The following is a 22,687-nucleotide window of genomic DNA, read 5'->3' as shown; positions in this document are numbered from 1 at the left end:
TAAACTGCTGAGTGCATGATGCGGTATCATAGCGTCATGCACAGTACACATCAGGCTATATGAACAGTTGGCTCATCATAGGGGTGCTCGCCCTCTATATCACTTTACTCTTTACTTGCGCTTTCTATGGGGAAAAACATGCCAGCCGGCTGAGTACCCGTGGCCGCATGCTATTGTTTAGTTTAACTTTAGGCGTCTACTGTTCTTCCTGGACATTTTATGGCGCGACCGGTGCTGCGGTTCGTGAAGGAATTATTTTCCTGCCGATCTATCTTGGTCCCCTGCTCTTTGTCGCGATTGGTTACGATATCTGGCGCCGTCTGGGACGGGTACGCCAGCATCATGCGATTTCCTCTATCGCCGACTTCGTCGCTGCACGTTATGGTAAGAGTGGGCCTCTGGCTTCGCTGGTCACCATTCTGGCGGTGATTGCCATCATTCCCTATCTGGCTTTGCAGTTACGTGCAATTGCCTTGAGTGCGGCGGTCATTCTGGAACCTTCAGCCGGGATTGCCAGTACCACCAATAGCGTACTGTTCCTGACTGGCGTCCTGGCGATTCTGGCGATGATTTTCGGTACCCGGCAGATTGCCAACACCGAACAGCATGGCGGTCTGATGCTGGCTGTCGCCTTTGAGTCTTTTGTTAAGTTATTTGCCTTGCTGGCCGTAGCCTGTTTCTTTATTTTTGAAGCACCAGAAAATCTGCCTCAGATCAGTAGCGATATTCAGTCAACCTTCCATGATGTACAGCTGTTTGGCGTACCGGAAAGTTTCTGGGTACAGACCCTGTTGGCTGCACTGGCGATTATCTGCTTGCCACGTCAATTCCACGTAGCAGTGGTTGAATTACGGGATGAAAAACATATCCGTGGTGCACGTCGCTGGTTTGCCATTTATCTGATTCTGACCACACTGGCAATTATCCCGATTGCCAGCTGGGCACTGCATGCGGCTCCCCAATATTTAGCGATTCCAGATGTCGCGGTACTGTCTTTACCGCTTAGCTATAATCAGGACTGGCTGACCTTATTGGCCTTCTTAGGCGGTTTCTCGGCTTCGACTGGTATGTTACTGGTGTCTTCAGTCGCCCTGTCGATCATGCTGAGTAATGACCTGATCATGCCAGCGCTCTGGCGCTTAAACCTGATCTCACGGCATGACAAGCGTTTACCACTGGTACTGAAATTTACCCGCCGGATCTGTATCCTAGCCGTGATGTTGATGGGCTTTCTGTTCTTCAACTTTTTTAATGATATTGACCAGCTCTCAGTCTTTGGTCTGCTGGCCTTTAGTGCCGTGGCACAATTCGCCCCTGCCCTGATTGGTGGTCTGTATTGGCGTGGCGGGAGTAAGCAAGGTGTATATGCTGGCCTGCTGACCGGTTTCGCTTTATGGTCGTATACCCTGCTATTACCAACGATTTTGCGCAGCCTGCCAGAAGCCTATCAGCAGTTCAGCCAGAGTTTTCTGGAACAGGGTCCTTTGGGCTGGAACTGGTTACGTCCTGAAGCCCTGATCGGTTTCGAATCTTTTGATCCTTTAACGCATGGTGTGGTCTGGGCACTAGGTCTGAACACATTCCTATATATCTGGGTTTCCCGGATGTTCCGTCCAAGTGTGGCTGAACAGATTCAGGCGGAAAGTTTCTTCTACTATGAAACCAAGCCGCTTCCTTCTCAAAGTCCATCTACTGATGTCAGCTACTCGCATCAGGATGTGGCCCGTTTAAAAGTTGGTGACCTGATTACGCTGGCCAAGCGCATTACCGGTGAAGGTCCAACCATGCAGGCCTTCCAGCAGTTCTGTGCTCAAAATAGTGTGGAACTGAATGAAAATAGCAGTGCCAATGGCATGTGGTGGCGTTTTACCGAGCAGTATCTGGCCGGTACCATTGGTGCAGCCTCGGCACGTACCCTGCTGACTACCGCGATGGTGAATAATGGCCTGGCCCTCGGTCAGGTGGCGAATATTCTGGATCAGGCCTCACAATGGCAGCGTTTTAACCAGAACCTGATCATGACCATGATCGACCATATGACCCAAGGGGTGAGTGTGGTTGATGAAAATATGTGTCTGGTCGCCTGGAACAACCAATACCTGAAACTGTTCGACTATCCAAAAGATATTGTTTATGTCGGCTGTCCAATCGCTGACCTAATCCGTTATAACGCTGAACGCGGTGAATGTGGTCCGGGCTCGGTCGAAGAACATGTGCGTAAACGGATTCACTGGATGCAGGTCGGCAGTGCGCATGAATTTGAACGGATCCGTAAAGATGGCCGCGTGATTCAGATGCGGGGTAACCCAATTGAAGGCGGTGGTTTCGTGACGACCTTTGCCGATATTACTGCCTTCCGTGAAAATGAAGCATTACTGGAAGCCCGGGTTCAGGATCGTACCCAGCAGCTCGCTGATGCCCTGTCTGAACAGCAACTGGCGCGTGAACAAGCCGACAAAGCCAATATGTCCAAGAGCCGCTTTATTGCTGCCGCCAGTCATGACCTGTTACAGCCAATGCATGCTGCACGTCTGTTCAGTACGGCGCTGGAGCAAAGTGTACAAAGCGAAGAAGATCGCAAGACCCTGCAGCAACTGGATCGTGCCCTGCATGGGGCAGAAAGCATGCTCTCAGCTCTGCTGGATATTGCCCGACTGGAGGGCGGTACGATTCAGCCGAAACGCCAGGCTTATCCACTGCATGATTTATTAAGTGATCTGGAACTGCAATTCAAATCCATTGCGGCACAACGTGGCATCAAACTGCGAGTGCATGATGCCCAGTTCTGGATTGACACCGATCCACAATGGATTCGCCGGATTATCCAGAACTTTGTCAGCAATGCCCTACGTTATACCGCCAAAGGTAAGGTCGTGGTCGGTGTACTGCGTTCTAGCAACCGGCCAAATCATATCCGGATCGGGGTTTGGGATACCGGTCCCGGTATTGCTGAAGAACAGCGCATCAAGCTGTTCCAGGAATTCGAGCGTTGTGGCCATACTTCGCCTTGGGGTGAACAGGGTCTGGGGCTTGGTCTCGCCATCGTGCAACGTATGACTGGTCTATTGGATTATCCAGTTCATGTTTCTTCCGAGCTGGGCAAAGGTTCCTGCTTCATGATTGAAGTGCCACTGACCGCAGCACCGAAAGTCGTTGCCGCCCCTGTTCAGGCTGTGCCGTTGAAGTCCAAGGCCTTTAAGATTCTATGTCTGGACAATGATGAAACCATTCTGGAAGGCATGTCGACCTTATTGACCAAATGGGGTTATCAGGTCTTTAAAGCCACCGAACCAGAACAGGCCGCCGAGATGATTCAGCAGGAAAATATTCAGGTCTGGCTGGTCGATCAGCATTTAAACCAGGACAAGATCGGTCTGGACTTTATTCTGGAACATCGTAGTAGTGATATTCCGGTGGCATTGATTACCGCAGATTCTGATCCGGAACTGCCACAGCGCCTGAAGGATTTAAATATTGTCCTGCTGAAAAAACCGTTGAAGCCTGCTTCACTCCGTTCCTGGTTATCCGGTCTGAAAATCTCAGGTAGCTAGAACTTTTTATTTTCATCTCAATGCCCATTTTAATGATTTAAAATGGGCATTTTTTATACTGAATAAATACCTATCTTTACCTGACTGGCAAAAAAATCAGGTCAATGTGCTAAAAGCACCAAATTTCACATAATTCCTGCTGATAAATTGCTCAAAATTATCATTTCAGCATTCTCTATGGCAAAAGCCACCAATTCTATTAATATACATGTGTACACCTAGTTACAATTATTTAAGCAATTGTTTTAAATTAATTTTTAATCCTATTTTATGGCAGATAGAACTTTGGTCGTATTTTTAATACAACAAGCTTAGTTCTAAAAATAGACAATATAAGAAACGATCAGTTTCCATCTGACAATGCCTAAATCCTTTTGGCAGCTGGTCTATTTGCACTGCTAGATAGGAGTTATAAAAATGAAACTCGATGAATCAATTGCTCAGCTTCCCGCACAGACTCAGCAATTCCATCGCCAATATGGTGCTAATGCCTTATTACCCAGCATCGACTGGGCACAAATGTTTAAATACAGCAAACTCGACGATACCCAGATTCAGGCGCTCGAAACTCTGTATCAGCATGCAGTTCCTTTAGCCCTGCAAGTTTTTGATGAACTGCATTTTGATGTCTTTGAACCTTATGCCTACAAACCGCAAGGTTTAGGTTTATTTGAACGTTTGGCTGAACAGGAAAACAAGCTGATTGAATCTCTGGAAGCAGAAGCTGAAGATTTACCTGTACAAACCCGTCATCAGATCTGGAGTATGCTGCTGCGTGGTGGCGCTGTTCTGGTCTTTAAAGCGTGGCTCGGCAAAGTGAAAAATGAAGAAGATTGCCTGGATACCACCCAGTTTGATGAACTCTCTGACTTGCTCTTTATCAAAACCTGTCCGCATGAACTGGCAGAGCACCTACAGGTCGATCCGAATAGCACAGACGAGCATGTGTTCCTGATGTATGAGGATGAAGTTTATCTGGACCGTTTTAACAGTCTGGAAACTGCTGCCCTGTTTGTAGACTTAGGGGTTTATGATGCAACTTTCCTGAGTCTGCGTGATGATCGCGTAGCAGAATACCTAATCTCCAAAGGCTATGTCACTCAAGAACAGATTGATGAATTGCAGTCCGCATTGAATCCAATGTTCTGTACCGATGTCACCCAAAAACAGGATTATATTGCTTAATCTGGCAATATATTCGCAATAAAAAAGACCTCAGATGAGGTCTTTTTTATTTTGTAAGCTGTATCACTTACATTTTCTTTTCTTCAATATTCAAGGCATTAATAGCAAGCACCGCCTGGGTACGGTTTTGTACACCCAGCTTACGGAAGATTGCTGTTACGTGCGCTTTAATCGTGGCTTCAGAGACATCCAGTTCATAAGCAATCTGTTTGTTCAGCAAGCCTTCGGCCACCATCATCAAGACACGGAACTGTTGCGGTGTCAGTGACTGAATCCGTTCTGCCAATGCAGTTTCATCTGCAGCACGCGGATCGAAATTCATGTTGGCTGGCAGATTTGGTGGTAACCAGATTTCCCCTTCGAGGACTTCACGAATCGCTTCACCAATATGGCTTGGATGCGCAGATTTTGGAATATAGCCCATCGCACCATGTGCAATCGCACGCTGGATAATGCTGGCTTCTTCGTGAGCAGAAACAACAATAATTGGAATCGAAGGATATTGTGCGCGAACGTGGACCAGAGCAGAAAAGCCCGATGCACCTGGCAGGTTTAAATCCAGAAGGACAAGATCAGGCTCAGGACCATTTTCTAGACGTTCATAAAATTCATTGACTGCTGCAGTTTCATGAATCTGCGCTTGTGGCAGACTATAACGAACAGCTTGGATCAGAGCATGACGAAACAGTGGATGATCATCAACGATTAAAATATTCATAGGACGTGAGAGAGATCTTGTGCACAGTAGCTCCTATTCTAACCACACAAGCCAGTTTATGGATATGCAAGATCGCCAATTTTTTAAATAATGTGGAGTTTTTCTTTAATTTTTTTAAATTTTGGCTTATTTCAATAATTCTTTAATTCTCATCACTTTTTTATATATGATTTATTCCTATTCTGCATAGCTTATCTTTATTCAATATAAATATAGTTATCAGTTATTTATCCAGCTCTCTATGTTTCAGAAGCAAATTTTCCGCTTATATAGAAAAATCAGATAACTTTTCAGCATTTCGTTATTTTACACCTACTGCGGCAATCGGGATTAATAGGGCCATTCCGAGCTTAACTATTTTTAGGTACTTCACATGTCCCATTTTTCCGAGCAAAAACCTTTAAACATCGTGGCTGTTTCTGGCGGCCTGAATCACCCATCTAAAACCGAAGCACTGGTTCAAGCCATTCTGGATGAACTGGGTGAAGCGACGCCAATCAATGTACATTTCATCAAGTTCAGTGAAATTGGCCAGCTTTTAGGTGGTGCAATTTACCGTAACCAGCTACCGCAACGCGTGCAGGATGATTTGGCAGCTGTTGAAGCAGCAGATGCCCTGATTGTCGGTACGCCTGTTTACCGCGCTTCATTTACGGGCCTGTTCAAGCATTTCTTTGACTTCGTAGAACAAACGGCGCTGGTAGATGTACCGGTTCTTTTAGCAGCTTCTGGTGGTAGTGACCGTCATGCGCTGGTTCTTGAACACCAATTACGCCCATTGTTCAGCTTCTTCCAGGCACAAACTCTGCCAATCGGGGTGTATGCCACAGATCGTGACTTTACGCCTGAATACACCATTCACAGCGAATTACTCCGTGCCCGTATTACCCTGGCAGTGGCTCGTGCCCTACCAATCTTTGAATGGGCGCCAGCAAAGGGGCAGCGTGCTGAGGTTATTAAAGAAAAATCTCAGCAAGCCAACCAGAACCTAGGCATCAACAAGCAAATCGAACAGGAAGAAATTTTACCTTCAGCTGCAGTACCAAGTCTGGATGCCGCAGAATCCCGTTTGCACAGCAAGAAAGTGCCAAAGACTCAAGTGGCTTAATAGCCGCTTCATTCAGAGGGTAAGAATAATGTCTCAAGATAAAAATATTGTATTTGCTTACTGGGTTCCAAATGTCAGTGGCGGTCTGGTGGTCAGCGACATTGAACAGCGTACTGACTGGAGCTATGACTATAATGTCCGTCTGGCGCAAACTGCTGAGAAAGCAGGTTTTGATTATGCCCTGACCCAGATCCGTTTTACTGCGGGCTATAACGCTGAAAACCAGCATGAATCAGTGAGTTTCAGTCATGGCATCCTGGCGAAAACTGAACGTTTAAAAGTGATTGCCGCGATCTTGCCGGGCCCATGGAAGCCTGCGCTGGCAGCGAAGCAGCTGGCCACCATTGACCATCTCACCAATGGCCGGATTGCGATTAATGTCGTAAGTGGCTGGTTCCGTGGCGAGTTTGATGCAATTGGTGAAGAATGGCCGGAACATGACGAACGTTATGCACGTTCAGAAGAATTTATTCGCAGCCTGAAAGGGGTCTGGACCCAAAACAATTTTAGTTTTGATGGTAAATACTACCAGTTCCAAGACTATACCTTGAGTCCAAAACCGCTACAAAAACCGTATATTGAAATCTTCCAGGGGGGAAGTTCCCGGGCAGCACGCGATATGGCATCTCGCGTGTCTGACTGGTACTTCACCAATGGCAATACGCCGGAAGAGCTGAAAAAACAGATCGATGATATTCGTGAAAAAGCCAAAGCGAACAATCACTCTGTGAAAATTGGCGTAAATGCATTTGTGATTGCTCGTGACACCGAAGAGGAAGCGCAAGCAGTACTGCGAGAAATCGTGGCCAAGGCCAATGTTCAGGCGGTGAAATCTTTCGGTGAGGCAACGCGTGAAGCGGGCGCAGCGAGTAAAGAAGGTGAAGGTAACTGGGCCAAATCCACATTTGAAGATCTGGTGCAATATAACGATGGCTTCCGTACCAACCTGATCGGGACGCCAGAGCAGATTGCGGAACGTATCATCGAACTGAAAAAAGTTGGTGTTGATCTGGTTCTTTCAGGCTTCCTGCACTTTATTGAAGAAGTAGAATACTTCGGTGAAAAAGTCTTGCCACTCGTGCGTGAACTCGAAACGCAGCAAGCTGAACAGCAACAAGAAGAACAAGAAGCTGAGCTCGTTTAAACTATAATAATGCTCAGCATAACGATTCATTCCCTCAAGGCTCGGCTTGAGGGATTTTTTTTGTGCAACACAGTGTTCTCAGCATAGAGATAGCCGCCTGCTTCATTCTTGACTAGAATGAAGCCAAACTCGATGAGATAGAAATTTAAATTATGTATACCGGTATCGTACAAGGCTTGGAAAAAGTCGTGGATATTCGCCAGGGCAATGGCTTCATTACCATTATCGTGAGCAACGAAAATCAGTTTTTTCAGGATGTCTTTATTGGCGCCAGTGTTGCGATCAACGGCGTCTGCCTCACCGTAACGACTCTTGATCAGAAGCTAAACCAGATTCACTTCGATATCTCCGATGTAACCCTTGCCCTCACCACCTTAAAATCTCTTCAAGTAGGTGATGAAGTGAATGTCGAACGCTCTGCCAAAGTCGGTGCAGAAAATGGCGGGCATAATCTGTATGGGCACATCGAAGGCACAGCAATCATTAAAAATCTGGAACATCGGGGTGAAACCTACCATATCGATATTCAGATCCCGGATGGCAATATCAAATACTTTTTCCTGAAAGGGTTTATTGGTCTGAACGGCTGCAGCCTGACCATCAATCGCGTCGATCGCGCCAATAGTGAAATTTCGATTGATCTGATTCCCGAAACTTTGCGTCTGACCACCTGGAAAAATGCCAAAGTAGGTGATGAAGTCAATTATGAAATTGACCAGACCACGCGTACCTTGGTGGATACCTTAGAAAATATTCACCAGCGTTAAATGAAAGAGCCGCTTATACCATAGGCGGTTTTTTAACTGATCATTCTGCCCATATCTACGTTTCTATACAGAATTTTCAGGTGGAATGAATAAAATAATCTGATTCCGATTCAGAACGTTATTCCCATGCAGTTGATCTGGTTCCGCCAAGACCTCCGTATACATGACCATGCCGCACTCTGGCATGCTACTCAGCAAGGACCTTGCATTGCGCTAGCAGTCCTCTCTCCCGAACAATGGCAACTGCATCAGGATGCCCGGATCAAAACTGATTTTTATCTGCGCCGGCTCAAATATTTAAAACAGCAGCTACAGCAACTGAATATCCCGCTGATTATATTGAATATTCCTTTATGGGAAAATTTGGCGTCAGAAATATTGAATCTATGTCAAACCCTGAAGATTGAAAACCTGCATGCCAATATCGAAGTTGGCGTCAACGAGCTGAAACGTGATGCTCAGGTGCAGCAATTGCTGGAACAGCAGCAGATCAGGGCCGAGCTCTATCATGATCGCACCCTGTTTCCCCTCGGCAGTATCCGGAACCAGTCCAATCAGCCGTATCAGGTCTATAGTGCCTTTAAGAAAAAGTGCTATGAGCGGCTAATTCTGGATGTACCCGCCTGCTATCCTGAGATTGAAGCTCAAGATCCAATCCAATTACCTATTGAGTTCACCAATGTTGATCTGGAAAAATTCTCGGCGGATTATGTAGTAGAGCATGCTACCCAACTTTGGTCTGCGGAGGATCAAGCTGCCTTGGATCTGCTCGATGATTTTATCGAGGACAAAATGGCTCATTATAAAACCGACCGTGATCTGCCAGCAGTTGATGGCACCAGCCGTATCTCCCCTTATCTGAATATTGGTATTCTCTCCATTCGCCAATGTATGCAAGCTCTTTTTCAAGATGGCTATTTCCAGATTGAGGATGTGGGTCAGCAAACCTGGTTGGATGAACTCTTGTGGCGGGAATTCTATCTACAGACCCTGTTTGATTTTCCACGTGTCTCCAAACACCAACCATTTAAGCAAAATACCAATAAGATTCAGTGGCGTAATGCCCCCGAAGACCTAGCTGCCTGGCAGCAAGGCCAGACCGGAATTCCAATTGTCGATGCTGGCATGCGGCAAATGCTGGCGACAGGCTGGATGCATAACCGGGTCAGGATGATTACTGCAATGTTCCTGTGTAAGAACTTGCTGATCGACTGGCGACTGGGTGAAAGCTGGTTTATGCAACACCTGATTGATGGCGATCTGGCTGCGAATAATGGTGGCTGGCAATGGTGTGCATCGACCGGCATGGATGCTGTGCCCTACTTCCGGATTTTTAATCCGGTCAGCCAGTCCCTGAAGTTTGATCCCAATGGAAACTATATCCGCGAGTGGGTGCCTGAACTGGCGCATCTGGATGCCAAATCCATTCATGAACCTTATGCCAGAAATCCAGATTTACAGCTGGATTATCCTAAGCCAATTGTCAATTTAAAGCAGTCGCGTATACGGGCAATTGAAGCATTCAAAAATCTGTAATTTACATTCGAATTAAATATTAAACAGAATCTTGAGCTAATAAAGGTGGCATGGATCCCACCGTTTCCCATCCTTGCGCCATAGTTTAAAGCAGTGCTTAAACTGGCTCAGGACGTATGTATGGGAAACAAAGAGCTTTTGCCTTGCGGACTCTCAACATATATTTTGAAAGTCCTTATGGCCCGTCAAAAGCAGAGCACCGCCTGCACAATGCTTATTTGATTAATCAAGGCAAGTGAGGCAGTGTTCCTTGCTCTTTCAAACCAAGACTTAAGAATAAAAACTTGGATCAGGCACTTTCCCGGTCAGTATCCATTCCCCAACTTCCTGATATTTATAATCTACCGGATCATGCAAGGTCTGGGTGCGAACATTACGCCAGAAACGGTCCAGATTCAGTTTGGCTGTGGTCGCACGCGCGCCCATCACCTGAAAAATATTCTGGGTGATATAGAGAGATGTATTGGTGGCCGCGATTTTGGCTGTAGCAATCGCCACTGAAACTTCACCACGCTGCTCGGCAGTGAGATCATTGCCCAGATCCCAAGCAGCTTGTAAGGTTTGAATCGCTTTATCAGCCAGCAAACGCACGCTTTCCAGCTGCACATAAAAATCGGCAAAATGCTTCTGGGTAAAAGGGTCATTCACAGCCTCTTCTACCAGTGATTTAGACCAGGCTTTTTGAGTCTGTACGGTTTGTTTGGCCACTTCAAACGCACCTTCTGCTACACCGAGGAACATGTGTACAAAGATCAGCTGGGCAATTAAAGGACGTAAGCTTGAATACGGCGTACTCAGTGGACCCGGATTTAACAGCAATTCATCTTCATGAATTTTAACCTGTTCAAAATGGCTGGTGCCGCTATCGGTCTGGCGTTGACCCATATTATTCCAGTCACCAAGAAAACTTACGCCCTTACGTGCTGTTGGAATTACCCCGATCAGTAATTTTCCAGCGTCGTTATAGCCTGAGCACAGTAAAATATCGGAATCAATGGAGCCAGAACAGAAGCTTTTATGCCCATCAAAAATATATTCTTTTTCAGCAACTTTTATTGCGGTAGTACGACGGTCCAGTGGATTTAGGGTATTGCCCCAGAACAGGTTTTCCCGAGCGGTCTGTTCAAACCATGGGCCATATTGTTCCGGTTGGGAAAATAATTGAACCGTTGCAATCAGCAAATGATGAAACCCATAAACATGTGCTAATGAACTATCGACTCGGGCAATGATTTGAATGGTTTTAAAAATTGTCTGCCAGTCTGCTTCCTGACCGCCGTACTGTTTTGGAATAGACAGGCCCAGTAAACCGCTCTGACGAATCAGATCACGCTCGGCTTTAGGATTACCGCCCTGCTTGTCACGAGCTGCGGCTGTTTGGGCAAAAGTTTCTGTCAGTTGCTGGGCAATTTGCAGGGGAGATTGATCTAGATATTGTTGTCGTACATTCATTCTTTTGACCTAAGTTCAGCATAGTTTTAGCTTAGCAGATTGCAGCTTGGCACTATATTCGAAAGCATGCAGAGCTTATTCCTGAGACAAAAATACCGGCAAATAATGCCGGTATTTGAACGTCCTAAACTTATGCCTGATTACGCTGCACTTCAGCAATTAACTGATCCACGACTTGTGGCTCAGCCAGAGTCGAGGTATCGCCCAGACTGTCCAGTTCATTGGCAGCAATCTTTCTTAAAATCCGGCGCATAATTTTTCCTGAACGGGTTTTAGGTAAAGCGGGTGCCCAGTGCAAGGCATCTGGCGTTGCCACTGGCCCTAAAATTTTACGTACCCAAGCTACCAGTTCACCGCGCAACTGTTCAGTACTTTCAGTCCCTGCCTGCAAGGTGACAAAGGCACAAATCCCCTGACCTTTGATGTCATGCGGCATACCCACTACGGCAGCTTCGGCAACTGCCTCATGTGCAACCAATGCACTTTCAATTTCTGCCGTACCCAGACGATGGCCTGAAACATTGAGTACGTCATCGACACGACCGGTAATCCAGTAATAGCCATCTTCATCACGACGTGCGCCGTCACCAGTAAAATAGGTACCCGGATAGGTCGAGAAATAGGCGTCAATAAAGCGGTCTGGGTCACCCCAGATGGTGCGCATCTGACCGGGCCAGGAATCCTTAATTACTAGATTCCCTTCTGCCACCCCTTCAATTTCCTTGCCTTCTGCATCGACAATGGCGGGTTGCACACCAAAGAATGGCCGGGTTGCAGAACCCGGTTTCAGGTCGGTCGCACCTGGTAAAGGCGTAATCATGAAGCCACCAGTTTCGGTTTGCCACCAGGTATCAATCACCGGACAGCGGCTTTCACCGACTACCGAGTAATACCAGTTCCAGGCTTCCGGGTTAATCGGCTCACCGACCGAACCTAAAATTCTCAGGCTGCTACGATCACTTTCCCGTACATAGGCATCCCCCTCACGCATCATGGCACGAATGGCTGTCGGTGCAGTATAGAGAATGGTCACATTGTGCTTGTCGACGATATGTCCGGTACGTGCCCAGCTCGGATATTGCGGCACTCCCTCGAACATGACCGTAGTCGTACCATTAGAGAGCGGACCATACAGTACATAGGAATGCCCGGTAATCCAGCCGACATCGGCAGTACACCAGAACACATCATCCTGTTTGATGTCAAAAACTTCTCGGAAAGTACAGTTCACATAAGTCAGATAGCCGCCTGTGGTATGCAGTACGCCCTTAGGTTTTCCGGTTGAACCCGAGGTATACAGGATAAACAGCGGATCTTCCGCATTCATCGGCTCAGGCGGACAGATCTCATTGACGGTCATAATTTCCATGTGATACCAGAGATCACGCCCCTGTTGCATTTCCACCGGATTGCCAGTGCGATGTACAACGATGACATGTTCAACCGATTCGGTACCGGCGACTTTCAGGGCTTCATCCACATTGGCTTTCAGTGGAATGGCTTTGCCCCCACGCATGCCCGAATCTGCGGTAATCACCATTTTGGCCTGACTGTCTTCAATCCGGCTGGCCAGAGAATCAGGTGAGAAACCACCAAACACCACACAATGCACTGCACCAATCCGGGCACAGGCCAGCATGGCAATTGCGGCTTCCGAGACCATTGGCATATACAGCACCACCCGATCGCCTTTTTTAATCCCGTTCTTTTTCAGTACATTGGCAAAACGGCAGGTTTCATCATAAAGCTCATGAAAAGAAATAATCTTGTGACGGGATGGATGATCCCCTTCCCAGATAATCGCCGGTTTATAAGGATGTTCCTTAAGATGGCGATCCAGACAGTTGGCACTGACATTGAGCTGGCCATCTGCAAACCATTCAATTTTAAAATTGTCTTTATCAAAACTGGTATTTTTAACCTGGGTAAAAGGTTTGATCCAGTCCAGGCGCTGTGCCTGTTCAGCCCAGAACTGATCCGGTTGTTCAATGGATTGCTGATAACGCTCAAAATACTCTGTATCAGTGGTACGTGCGGTTTTCTTAAATTCTGCTGGTACTGGATAGATTTCTTTCATTGTTCGCTTCCTTGATCTTGTTCTATCTCATCACGAGAGCTTGATGGCATTTTGTTGATTGTTTTTTATGCATAATGGCAGTATGTACTGCATATTTCAAATCCGACAATCATGCTTTCGTCGTAGATTATTTATTCAAATTCAATCAGAATAACTTCGGATAATGCTCAGCTATGGCCAAAGTCAGCTAGATATTGCTATCGTCAAATAAAATGAGTCGCCCACTCTCGCTGTATTTTATACAAGCTTAGGATCTTGCCCATGAATTCAACTGAACCTTCCTATTTCCCTCCTCCTTTTCCTGCAGCAGATCATCCCTTATCGATCAGGGGCCGATTTGGACGTTTGAGTTTTATTGCCTGGTCTGCATTTTTACAGTTTATTTTCTTATGCAGCAGTATTGCGCTAGGTTTAAGTATTGATATTGTGAACATTGCCAGCCTATCAGTAGATTCAAACTGGCAAATCTCCCTGCACGGCCTGTCCAGCCTGTTTGCCTTAGCGATCATGCTGGTCTATCTATATTTCGGTATTGTGATTACGGTACGACGCTTACATGATCTGGACCGCAGTGGCTGGTGGATGCTGCTATTCTTCGTGCCTTTGATCAATCTGTTTGTCTGGATTTATATCGTACTTTTTCCAGGAACAAGAGGTAGCAATCAGTATGGTCCGATACGTACAAGCCCCGTCTGGGAAAAAATTGTGGCCTGGCTGGTAATCATTTTTACCGTACTCAGCCTGTTGGCGACGACTGCGTTATTCTCTTATATGAGTGAAGGTGAACCTTCAAGAATCCCAAGTGAAGTGAAACAAAAAACGACTGAGTTCTTTTAAGACAGTTGTGTCTGTTTTGCATAAATATATTGTGTATAAATTTCGCTGTTGTTAATTTTTTGCTGTAGTTGAGGCAAAATAAGCGAAATTTAAATTGTGGAGTTTTTGTGGCTGAGCAAGAGAATACTTTAAGCCAGGTAACTGAAGGGACGACTGAGCTCCTGCATCAGGCGACTGAAAAAACTGCCCAAACCGTGATCGAACATACCTCCAAGTACAATGATGCCTATAGCACCATTGACAAGATCATGGAGGGTTTCTGGGAGCGTGTGCCTTATTTCTGCATCGCACTGACAGTCATTGTCATTTTCTGGTTACTGTCAAAACTGTTTAAGTTTTTTGTCCGTAAGACTTTAGAAAACCGTACTTATACCCGACAGAATCTGGTACTGGTGCTGAACCGTGTCGGTAGTACCGTGATTGTTTTCTTCGGTGTTTTAATCGGGCTGGTGATTGCAATTCCAGGTTTCACCCCAGGTCAGCTGATGAGTGCGCTTGGGATTGGTTCGGTGGCGATCGGTTTCGCATTTAAGGATATTTTCCAGAACCTGCTCTCAGGCGTACTGATTTTGCTGGGCGAACCCTTCAAGATTGGCGATGACATTATCGTGAATGGTCTGGAAGGTACCGTAGAAGATATCCAGATTCGTGCAACCTTTTTACGCTCGCCAGATGGTCGTCGTATCGTAATTCCAAATGCTACGGTCTATACCAGTGCAGTCACAGTGAATACTGCTTATACCCGTCGCCGCTGTGAATTTTCGGTCGGGATCGGTTATGAAGATGATATCCAGAAAGCCAAGGATATTATTACTGCAATTCTGGATAAAGATCCGACCATCCTGAGTCAACCTGCATTTAGCGTCAATGTGATTGCACTGGCAGACTTCTCGATTACTCTCAAAGCCTTATGGTGGGTCAATACCACTGAAACAGGCATAGGCACCTCAATCAGTGCCGTTCAGGAACGGGTGATACAAGCCTTTGCTGAACATAATATTTCGATTCCATATCCGGTGCAGGAAGTGAAAGTCTATCGTGGCGATGGCCATGAAGATGCTTCAGCTCGCGCTAAACAGTCGACCTAAAACATACGAAATTGCCGTTTCAGTACGGAGAATACGGTTGCCAAGGCTCACTGCCTGGCAGCCGTTTTTTATGAGCAAATCGACCTCATAAGGAATAAAGCCACCTTCCGGGCCAATGACAATCGTGCAAGGATGCTGAAGTGCATATGGCATCGGCTGTTCGGCATAAGGATGTGCAACAAAAGCTGGACAGTCTGCTGTAATGAGTCCCGGCAAAATATCTTCAACAAAAGGTTTAAAGCGTTTATACAGCTCAATTTTCGGAGCAAGCGTATCTCCTGCCTGTTCTAGCCCGAGATCGATATAATGATTCAGCTGCTGCAAAAATGGGGTCTGCCAATAGCTTTTATCCACCCGATAGGTATGCAATAAAATGATTTTCTCTACGCCCATGGTGACAGCATCCATGATCAGACGGCGCAAAACTTTAGGACGTGGCAAGGCCACAATCAAGGTAACAGGCAGCTTTGCAGGGACTGATTCTTCTTGAATCGGTTTCAATACAACTGCTTTTTCAGAAATTTCGACAACTTCAGTTAGATACCGTTTCCCTTCCCGAATCCCGACTTTCAACGTATCGCCAACCTGAACCTCCAGGTGCTGTTGCAAATGTTCCAGCTGCCGCTTTGACGTAATTGACCACAGTTCAGATTCAGTTTGGCGGGGATCAAGCAGGACGATATTCATAAAAAATTAACTCAACAAATCCATCACGGGATACGCGGAAACGTCATCCACAACTGTCCGAGGCAGGACTCTTTTTGCCTGATATAGGTTCTGCGATATCTTTGCAAAAAGATGGTATATGACGATTTTTGTGGATGACAAATGGTTTTGTTACTTTTGCCGAAACAAAAGTAAAAGAAAGAAGAGCGCTAGCATTAAATCTATAAAGATAAGGCTTAGTTTTAACCTTATACAATCAATCCATGAAAATCAGCTTCTTCACAAATCAGAATATAATCAAAGATATTGATCAATCACCTGAATATGCCTTTCAAGTGAACCCTGATTTTGCTGCATAATCTTTTGTGCAGCAGTATTCAAGCTTTCAGCTTTAGCTGAATTATTCAGAATTTCTAGCAAAGTCTCAGCAGCCTGCTTAGCATCCTGCACCACTTCTACGGCATGCGCCTGGACAAACTCATCCACAATCGTCTGAAAGTTAAAATAGTTTTTACCCAGAATCGTCGGGACATTCAGCGCAACCGGCTCCAGAATATTATGCCCACCACCTGGTTCATTCAAAGAGCCGCCAACATAACAGGCTTGGCTCAAGGCATACCACAGCCACATCTCGCCCATGGAATCCGCCAGATAAACCTGAGTATCTTCTTCGATACGTTGCCCCAGACTACGACGTTGGGTTCTTAAACCTAAGGACTGTGCAGCTTGGAACACCTCATCAAAACGTTCCGGATGGCGTGGCACCACGATACAAACCAATGCTGGAGTTGCATCTAACGCAGCTTTAAGCTCAGCCATCAATTGCTGCTCTTCAGGCGCATGCGTACTGGCGAGAGTGATAATTTTCCGACTTTGTAGAGACCATTCCTGTTTTAATTGAGCAGCATGATCAATAAATTGCTGCGGTGCCGTGATATCAAACTTAATATTGCCCAAGACCTGAGTTTTTTCTGAAGCTATACCTAGATCAATATAACGCTGCTGGGTTGCTGTATCCTGAGCCAAAAGGCCGGTTAAATTCTTAAGCATGCCACGGGTTAGGCCTTTGACTTTGCCATAGCCTTTGGCTGATTTTTCAGAAAGACGGGCATTCAGTAACAGACATGGCACATTAAAAGCAGGTGCCTGATCAATCAGATTTGGCCAGAGCTCAGTCTCCATCAATAACAGCAATTTAGGCTGATATTTTTGATAAAAATCACGAATCAGGGTTTTCTGGTCAGCTGGCAAATATACAGCCTGGAATAAGTCTAAATAAGGTTCTTTCAAGAAGAGAGATTTGGCACGTGCCTGCCCGGTCTTGGTGGTATTGGTCACTAGAACCGGATGCCCAAGTTTTAAGTAATGTTCAATTAAAGGTTGAGCGGCATTGGTTTCCCCTACGGATACCACATGAAACCAGATCGCCTGTAGATTTTTAGGGGACTGGAAAGGACCAAAACGTTCCAGCAGTTCTTGTTCTAATTGTTCCGGACTGTTCGCACGTTTACGTATACGGGATTGATAAAGCGGTTTCGCTAGCGCCAAGGCTGCGTTATACCAGAATGGAGTAGCCACATTGCGCCCCAAAACAGATTCAATCGGCAAAATATAACAGAGCCACATCGACATGTTAATCGATGTGGCTCTTATTTCGAATTATTCTATGGTACTTAATACCTTAACTTCTGCCAAAGTTGGATAATCAATATAACCTTCAGCCACCTGACTGCCGATCATATTTTCCATTTTCAGCTCATTGAGCGGTGCATTTTGAAGCAGACGTTCGTATAGATCAGGATTCGCAATGTAGGCTTTACCAAATGCGACTGCATCTGCCTTTTCAGCTGCCAACAGCTCAATCGCATCTTCACGACTCAGTTGCATATTGGCAATATAAGGCACTCCACCAGAACGCTCTTTCATATATTCGGAAATACTGTCTTCAGCCAGATATTCACGGGTAAAGAAGAAGGCAATCTTGCGCTTGCCCAGTTGCTCCATGGCATAACCAAATGTTTCACGTGGATCATTATCACCCATGTCATGGTCATCACCACGCGGCGCAAAATGTACCCCTACTCGATCCGCACCCCATACTTCAATCAGTGCATCAGTTGCCTCTAGCAGGAAACGTGTACGGTTTTCGACTGAACCGCCATATTCATCCTCACGCTGATTGGTTTTGCTTTGCAGGAACTGATCAATCAGATAACCATTGGCAGCATGTAATTCAACACCGTCAAAACCGGCTTCTTTAGCACGAATCGCAGCTTGCTTGTATTGCTCGGTAATCGCGTGAATTTCAGAAACTTCCAAGGGACGTGGCGTAACGTATGGACGCTTCGGGCGTAACAAGCTGACATGACCCGCCTGTTGTACTGCACTTGCAGAGACTGGTGTTTCACCATTTAACAGATCCGGATGCGATACACGGCCAACATGCCAAAGCTGGGCAACAATCAGACCGCCCTTCTCATGAACCGCTTGAGTGACCTTTTTCCAGCCTTCGACCTGAGCATCGGTAAATAGTCCTGGAGTATTTAAATAGCCGTTGGCTTCTTCGGAAATCACTGTCGCTTCAGAAATGATCAGACCAGCACTTGCACGTTGTGCATAGTACTCAACCATCATGGGGGTTGGAACGCGATCAGCAGTTGCGCGGCTACGGGTCAGCGGCGCCATGATGACACGGTTTTTAAGCTTTAACGCACCAAGTGTTAAAGGAGAATTTAATTCAGCCATCGTTACTCCCACCTGTTAAAGGTGTTGTTGTAGGTGTTCGATAAATTGCTGAATTAAAGTTTCATTGCGGGAGAAATATGACCACTGTCCATGCTTGGTCGCAGTGATCAGGCCAGCCTGCTGTAACACCGACAGGTGATTGGACATGGTGGACTGTGAGACCTGGCCCAAACATTCAATTTGACCTGCACAGACCCCACGTTGAAAGCCACCACACTCTTCCGCAGACAGATATTGCTCCGGAGATTTTAACCACTCCAGAATTTGTCGACGGGTCGGATTGGCTAAGGCTTTAAAAATTAGATCAAGGTCCATAGGCACATCACAATCAGTGGCGCAACGAAACTTCATTCAGCATCTGCAACCATTATATCGTATTTTTTCGATTTATATATCGAATAATTTAGATATAAGAGTCACAGTCTGTTAAAGCTTTGTTACGCCAGCTTTTAAACGATTTCTTACAGGCCCTGTTTCAGGCTTGCTTCGATAAATTTGTCCAGATCACCGTCCAGAACTGCGCCAGTATTGGAGGTTTCTACCCCTGTACGCAAATCCTTGATACGTGAATCATCAAGGACATAAGAACGGATCTGGCTACCCCAACCGATATCAGACTTGGAATCTTCCAATGCCTGTGCAGCTTCATTACGCTTGTTCATTTCCAGCTCATACAGCTTGGCACGCAACTGCTTCCAGGCATGGTCACGGTTGGCATGTTGTGAACGCTGGTTCTGACATGCCACCACAATACCGGTTGGAATATGGGTTAAACGCACTGCAGAGTCAGTTTTGTTAATGTGCTGACCACCCGCGCCTGACGCACGGTAGGTATCGGTACGGACATCTGAAGGATTGATTTCAATTTCGATATTGTCATCCACTTCAGGTGAGACAAACACGGCAGAGAATGACGTATGACGACGGTTGCCTGAGTCAAATGGTGATTTACGTACTAAACGGTGTACCCCAGATTCGGTACGTAACCAGCCATAGGCATACTCACCTTCGACACGAATCGTCGCGGATTTAATCCCGGCGACATCCCCGTCAGATTCTTCCATTAATTCAGCTTTAAAACCATGACGTTCGATCCAGCGCATGTACATACGTAGCAGCATAGACGCCCAGTCCTGTGCTTCAGTACCGCCAGAACCTGCCTGAATTTCCACATAGCAAGGGTTTGGATCCATCGGGTTGCTGAACATACGACGGAATTCAAGCTTCGCCAGTTCTTCTTCAGCTGCATTCAGCTCAGCCTGCACATCTTCCAGCATGGCCTCTTCATCTGCTTCAACCGCAAGGTCAAGCATTGCTTGGGCATCTTCAAGCTGGGTGGTTAAGCCGTCCAGTACATTGAGTACATTTTCAAGCTCGCCTTTTTCTTTGGCCATGGCCTGAGCACGGTTCTGGTCATTCCAGATTGCTGGATCTTCTAATTCACGCAGGACTTCTTCTAAACGCTCTTTTTTCAGATCGTAGTCAAAGATACCCCCGTAGTGTTTGACCACGTTCGTTTAAGTCTTTTAATTGGTTTAGATACGGATTAATTTCCACGTGAATTACTCTCAATCAAAATTAGGTATAAATTCTTAGGTCAATATTATATCACAGTCTATTTCACCAATTTATAGCGATAAATCCATCTTTAAAGCTAAGCAAGAAAATGTCACTAGCACATTTTTTAATTACAAAATTTGTCAGCCCGATAAAATAGCTAAATATTATTTTTAATACTTTCTCATTCTATTCTTAAATATATTTCGCTGTATTTTTATACTCAATTTTTTATTCATTTTAAAACCCTAAAACCCCTACAAAATAAGATAAAAAATAGCATTTTCAATACATTCCACAATATCTACACACTTTTAATAAAACAAAACATTTCATTTTTAGTTTTTTAATTCAATTAGTTATTAAATGAAAATTACATAATATTACCTTACTCACAATGTAGTAACTTTCCTTTGATTGACGATTATTGGAATTGGTCTAGACTTAAAGTTGTAACAAAAAGTGTATTAATTTTAGCCATATTTTTCAGAGGGGAGTATCCGCATGAAAAAACTAGCAATCGCTTCAGCATTACTTTCAGCCGTAGCTCTTACAGGTACAGCAGCTCATGCTTATCAAGTAGAAGTGGGTGCATCTGCAGGCCTAACAGACCCGGATAATGGTAGCTCAAGCGGCTCTTTTGGTGTTGATGGCACATACTACTTTAATCCAGTTGAAACACGTAATGCACCATTAGCCGAAGCAGCTTTCCTTGATCGTGCAAGTAATGTGAAAGCTCAATATCAATATGATGATTACGACTCTTCAGAACGTCACCGTTATGGTGTAGGTGCTGAATACTTCGTACCAAACTCAGATTTTTATTTGAGTGGTAGCGTAGGTCGTGATGATTCTAAATACGACTATGCACCTGATTTTGACGAAACCGTTTATAGTGCTGAAGTCGGTTATTTACCTGCACCAGGTCTGTTAATTGCAGCAGGTGTGAAAGGTTATGACAATGACTATGATGACGGTGTAGATCCAACTTTACGTGCTAAATATGTGACTACTTTAAGTAATGGTAAAGACATTAACCTTGAAGCTGGCGCTGCCTTTGGCGACCTGGATGAGTACAACTTAAAAGCTGACTACTTCATCGACAAAACTTTAAGTGTTGGTGCTGATTATCAAAGCAAAGATAATGGCCCATATGACTCAAATGAATTTGGTGTAAGTGCACGTAAATTCTTTAATGAACAAGTGAGCTTAGAAGGCCGTGTAGGTTTTGGTGAAATTGGTAACCAAGACTACAACAAATTTGGTCTAGCTGCGAAATACCGCTTCTAATCCAAACTAAGAAATTTCATTATAAAAAACCCATCTTCGGATGGGTTTTTTATTGCACTTTAAACAAGCATTTAGGTAGTTTTTGCACATTGACGGGGCGATTATTATCTGTACAATTTGTTACAACTGTTAATAAAACAGCCATATTTTATAACAAAGAGAGAACTCTAAATGCTTAAGAAACTTACTCTTGCTACAGCACTTATTGCTAGCCTAGGAACTGCTCACGCTTATCAAGCTGAAGTGGGCGGTACGATTGCTCTGGTTGATCCAGACAATGGGGATACTTCTAATGGTTTCGCAATTGATGGAACTTACTACTTCAATCCAGTTCAAGTTAAGAACTCGCCTCTTAATGAAGCAGCATTTTTAAATCGTGCAAGCAATATCAATGCAGCGGTTTCTTATATTGATTACGATTTATTTGATGTGACTACATTTAATGTAGGTGTTGAATATTTTGTTCCAAATTCAGATTTTTATGTAAGTGGTAATATTGGTCAATCATCTACTGATACACCAATTGGTGATGATGACACAACTATATACTCAGCAGAATTAGGTTATTTACCGGTTCCTGGTCTATTAGTGGCTGTTGGCTTAGCTGGTTATGACAATGACGCAGGCGATGATGTTGATCCAACCTTACGTGCCAAATATGTCACTCAAGTCGGTCAATACGACATGAACTTTGAAGGTGGTGCAAGCTTCGGTGATTTGGATGCTTATAGCCTTGGTGCAGATTTATATTTAGACAAAACGTTCAGTGTTGGTCTGGGCTATTCTGATTCCGATATTGATAATAGTGATGTCTTCACTATTCGCGCGAAGAAATTCTTCAATCAGCAAGTTAGCCTAGAAGGTTCAATTGATTTTGCTGACGAAGGCAATATCTTTGGCGTACGTGGTGCATACCGCTTCTAATCTGCAAGATTAAAAGTTAAAAAACCGCTCAATTGGGCGGTT

18 protein-coding genes are annotated in these 22,687 nt (G+C 45.2%); 10 read left to right on the top strand and 8 right to left on the bottom strand.

Annotated features, from left to right (window positions below; translation table 11 throughout):
- Nucleotides 1–59: 59 nt before the first annotated feature.
- Both ACEWB7_RS04685 and ACEWB7_RS04680 read left to right on the top strand, forming a co-directional pair.
- A complete protein-coding gene (locus tag ACEWB7_RS04685; RefSeq protein ID WP_159123807.1) occupies nucleotides 60–3,551 on the top strand; it encodes a PAS domain-containing hybrid sensor histidine kinase/response regulator in 3,492 nt (1,163 codons plus the stop codon).
- A gap of 417 nt (nucleotides 3,552–3,968) precedes the next feature.
- Nucleotides 3,969–4,736 carry a hypothetical protein gene (locus ACEWB7_RS04680; RefSeq protein WP_159123806.1) on the top strand — a complete coding sequence of 256 codons (768 nt, stop codon included), beginning with the start codon at nucleotides 3,969–3,971 and terminating at the stop codon, nucleotides 4,734–4,736.
- 67 nt (nucleotides 4,737–4,803) lie between these two features.
- Here ACEWB7_RS04680 and ACEWB7_RS04675 read toward each other — a convergent pair whose 3' ends face one another.
- Nucleotides 4,804–5,454: a response regulator gene (locus ACEWB7_RS04675; RefSeq protein WP_004781530.1), complete on the bottom strand. Its 651-nt coding sequence runs from the start codon at nucleotides 5,452–5,454 to the stop codon at nucleotides 4,804–4,806.
- 373 nt (nucleotides 5,455–5,827) lie between these two features.
- Here ACEWB7_RS04675 and msuE point away from each other — a divergent pair, with 373 nt between their 5' ends.
- The 4 genes from msuE (at nucleotide 5,828) to ACEWB7_RS04655 (ending at nucleotide 10,009) form a co-directional block, all read left to right on the top strand.
- Nucleotides 5,828–6,562 carry an FMN reductase gene (msuE, locus tag ACEWB7_RS04670; RefSeq protein WP_411580469.1) on the top strand — a complete coding sequence of 245 codons (735 nt, stop codon included), beginning with the start codon at nucleotides 5,828–5,830 and terminating at the stop codon, nucleotides 6,560–6,562.
- Between the two features lie 28 nt (nucleotides 6,563–6,590).
- Nucleotides 6,591–7,706, top strand: coding sequence for a dimethylsulfone monooxygenase SfnG (sfnG, locus tag ACEWB7_RS04665; RefSeq protein WP_411580468.1), 1,116 nt, complete (start codon nucleotides 6,591–6,593; stop codon nucleotides 7,704–7,706).
- Nucleotides 7,707–7,858: 152 nt separating this feature from the next.
- On the top strand, nucleotides 7,859–8,473 hold the full coding sequence (locus ACEWB7_RS04660; protein WP_411580467.1) for a riboflavin synthase subunit alpha: 615 nt from the start codon (nucleotides 7,859–7,861) through the stop codon (nucleotides 8,471–8,473).
- Between the two features lie 126 nt (nucleotides 8,474–8,599).
- Nucleotides 8,600–10,009 (top strand): cryptochrome/photolyase family protein, encoded by a 1,410-nt coding sequence (locus ACEWB7_RS04655; protein WP_411580466.1) that lies wholly within the window; start codon nucleotides 8,600–8,602, stop codon nucleotides 10,007–10,009.
- A gap of 270 nt (nucleotides 10,010–10,279) precedes the next feature.
- Here ACEWB7_RS04655 and ACEWB7_RS04650 read toward each other — a convergent pair whose 3' ends face one another.
- Together ACEWB7_RS04650 and acs are read right to left on the bottom strand one after the other, a co-directional pair.
- On the bottom strand, nucleotides 10,280–11,461 hold the full coding sequence (locus ACEWB7_RS04650; RefSeq protein ID WP_411580465.1) for an acyl-CoA dehydrogenase family protein: 1,182 nt from the start codon (nucleotides 11,459–11,461) through the stop codon (nucleotides 10,280–10,282).
- A 130-nt stretch (nucleotides 11,462–11,591) separates the two neighbouring features.
- A complete protein-coding gene (gene acs / locus ACEWB7_RS04645; protein ID WP_159123800.1) occupies nucleotides 11,592–13,538 on the bottom strand; it encodes an acetate--CoA ligase in 1,947 nt (648 codons plus the stop codon).
- 261 nt (nucleotides 13,539–13,799) lie between these two features.
- Here acs and ACEWB7_RS04640 point away from each other — a divergent pair, with 261 nt between their 5' ends.
- Together ACEWB7_RS04640 and ACEWB7_RS04635 are read left to right on the top strand one after the other, a co-directional pair.
- Nucleotides 13,800–14,375, top strand: coding sequence for a DUF805 domain-containing protein (locus tag ACEWB7_RS04640; RefSeq protein WP_411580464.1), 576 nt, complete (start codon nucleotides 13,800–13,802; stop codon nucleotides 14,373–14,375).
- A 107-nt stretch (nucleotides 14,376–14,482) separates the two neighbouring features.
- Nucleotides 14,483–15,463: a mechanosensitive ion channel family protein gene (locus ACEWB7_RS04635; RefSeq protein ID WP_159123798.1), complete on the top strand. Its 981-nt coding sequence runs from the start codon at nucleotides 14,483–14,485 to the stop codon at nucleotides 15,461–15,463.
- Here the strand turns inward: ACEWB7_RS04635 and ACEWB7_RS04630 are convergent.
- From ACEWB7_RS04630 to prfB, 5 genes are all read right to left on the bottom strand, one after another.
- Nucleotides 15,437–16,150 carry a 16S rRNA (uracil(1498)-N(3))-methyltransferase gene (locus ACEWB7_RS04630; RefSeq protein ID WP_411580463.1) on the bottom strand — a complete coding sequence of 238 codons (714 nt, stop codon included), beginning with the start codon at nucleotides 16,148–16,150 and terminating at the stop codon, nucleotides 15,437–15,439. The two genes, ACEWB7_RS04635 and ACEWB7_RS04630, sit on opposite strands and share 27 nt — an antisense overlap.
- Nucleotides 16,151–16,426: 276 nt before the next feature.
- Nucleotides 16,427–17,707 carry a 3-deoxy-D-manno-octulosonic acid transferase gene (locus ACEWB7_RS04625; RefSeq protein WP_411580471.1) on the bottom strand — a complete coding sequence of 427 codons (1,281 nt, stop codon included), beginning with the start codon at nucleotides 17,705–17,707 and terminating at the stop codon, nucleotides 16,427–16,429.
- A gap of 81 nt (nucleotides 17,708–17,788) precedes the next feature.
- Nucleotides 17,789–18,874: an alkene reductase gene (locus ACEWB7_RS04620; protein ID WP_034706177.1), complete on the bottom strand. Its 1,086-nt coding sequence runs from the start codon at nucleotides 18,872–18,874 to the stop codon at nucleotides 17,789–17,791.
- A 15-nt stretch (nucleotides 18,875–18,889) separates the two neighbouring features.
- Entirely contained in the window at nucleotides 18,890–19,189 is a 300-nt protein-coding gene (locus tag ACEWB7_RS04615) for an ArsR/SmtB family transcription factor (RefSeq protein WP_034170237.1), read from the bottom strand.
- Nucleotides 19,190–19,335: 146 nt separating this feature from the next.
- Nucleotides 19,336–20,431 (bottom strand): peptide chain release factor 2 gene (gene prfB, locus ACEWB7_RS04610; protein WP_411580462.1). Its coding sequence is split into 2 segments (ribosomal slippage): nucleotides 19,336–20,358 and nucleotides 20,360–20,431, totalling 1,095 coding nucleotides; the frame shifts between segments, so codons are not numbered across the junction.
- A 504-nt stretch (nucleotides 20,432–20,935) separates the two neighbouring features.
- Here prfB and ACEWB7_RS04605 point away from each other — a divergent pair.
- Both ACEWB7_RS04605 and ACEWB7_RS04600 read left to right on the top strand, forming a co-directional pair.
- Nucleotides 20,936–21,721: a putative porin gene (locus ACEWB7_RS04605; RefSeq protein ID WP_034703585.1), complete on the top strand. Its 786-nt coding sequence runs from the start codon at nucleotides 20,936–20,938 to the stop codon at nucleotides 21,719–21,721.
- A gap of 171 nt (nucleotides 21,722–21,892) precedes the next feature.
- A complete protein-coding gene (locus ACEWB7_RS04600) occupies nucleotides 21,893–22,645 on the top strand; it encodes a putative porin (RefSeq protein WP_411580461.1) in 753 nt (250 codons plus the stop codon).
- Nucleotides 22,646–22,687 lie beyond the last annotated feature (42 nt).

This window comes from Acinetobacter sp. NIOH-H-8 (genome assembly GCF_046635365.1).
Lineage (GTDB): Bacteria > Pseudomonadota > Gammaproteobacteria > Pseudomonadales > Moraxellaceae > Acinetobacter.
The sequence above is the reverse complement of the archived record's forward strand: the minus strand, read 5'-3'. Positions and strand labels throughout refer to the sequence as shown.

Bases quoted from the DNA above. Each gene is read 5' to 3' on its own strand.
- acs (WP_159123800.1), bottom strand. From the start codon at position 13,538: ATGAAAGAAATCTATCCAGTACCAGCAGAATTTAAGAAAACCGCACGT.
- ACEWB7_RS04655 (WP_411580466.1), top strand. From the start codon at position 8,600: ATGCAGTTGATCTGGTTCCGCCAAGACCTCCGTATACATGACCATGCC.
- ACEWB7_RS04615 (WP_034170237.1), bottom strand. From the start codon at position 19,189: ATGGACCTTGATCTAATTTTTAAAGCCTTAGCCAATCCGACCCGTCGA.
- ACEWB7_RS04660 (WP_411580467.1), top strand. From the start codon at position 7,859: ATGTATACCGGTATCGTACAAGGCTTGGAAAAAGTCGTGGATATTCGC.
- msuE (WP_411580469.1), top strand. From the start codon at position 5,828: ATGTCCCATTTTTCCGAGCAAAAACCTTTAAACATCGTGGCTGTTTCT.
- ACEWB7_RS04620 (WP_034706177.1), bottom strand. From the start codon at position 18,874: ATGGCTGAATTAAATTCTCCTTTAACACTTGGTGCGTTAAAGCTTAAA.
- sfnG (WP_411580468.1), top strand. From the start codon at position 6,591: ATGTCTCAAGATAAAAATATTGTATTTGCTTACTGGGTTCCAAATGTC.
- ACEWB7_RS04650 (WP_411580465.1), bottom strand. From the start codon at position 11,461: ATGAATGTACGACAACAATATCTAGATCAATCTCCCCTGCAAATTGCC.
- ACEWB7_RS04685 (WP_159123807.1), top strand. From the start codon at position 60: ATGAACAGTTGGCTCATCATAGGGGTGCTCGCCCTCTATATCACTTTA.
- ACEWB7_RS04675 (WP_004781530.1), bottom strand. From the start codon at position 5,454: ATGAATATTTTAATCGTTGATGATCATCCACTGTTTCGTCATGCTCTG.
- ACEWB7_RS04630 (WP_411580463.1), bottom strand. From the start codon at position 16,150: ATGAATATCGTCCTGCTTGATCCCCGCCAAACTGAATCTGAACTGTGG.
- ACEWB7_RS04680 (WP_159123806.1), top strand. From the start codon at position 3,969: ATGAAACTCGATGAATCAATTGCTCAGCTTCCCGCACAGACTCAGCAA.
- ACEWB7_RS04600 (WP_411580461.1), top strand. From the start codon at position 21,893: ATGCTTAAGAAACTTACTCTTGCTACAGCACTTATTGCTAGCCTAGGA.
- ACEWB7_RS04605 (WP_034703585.1), top strand. From the start codon at position 20,936: ATGAAAAAACTAGCAATCGCTTCAGCATTACTTTCAGCCGTAGCTCTT.
- ACEWB7_RS04640 (WP_411580464.1), top strand. From the start codon at position 13,800: ATGAATTCAACTGAACCTTCCTATTTCCCTCCTCCTTTTCCTGCAGCA.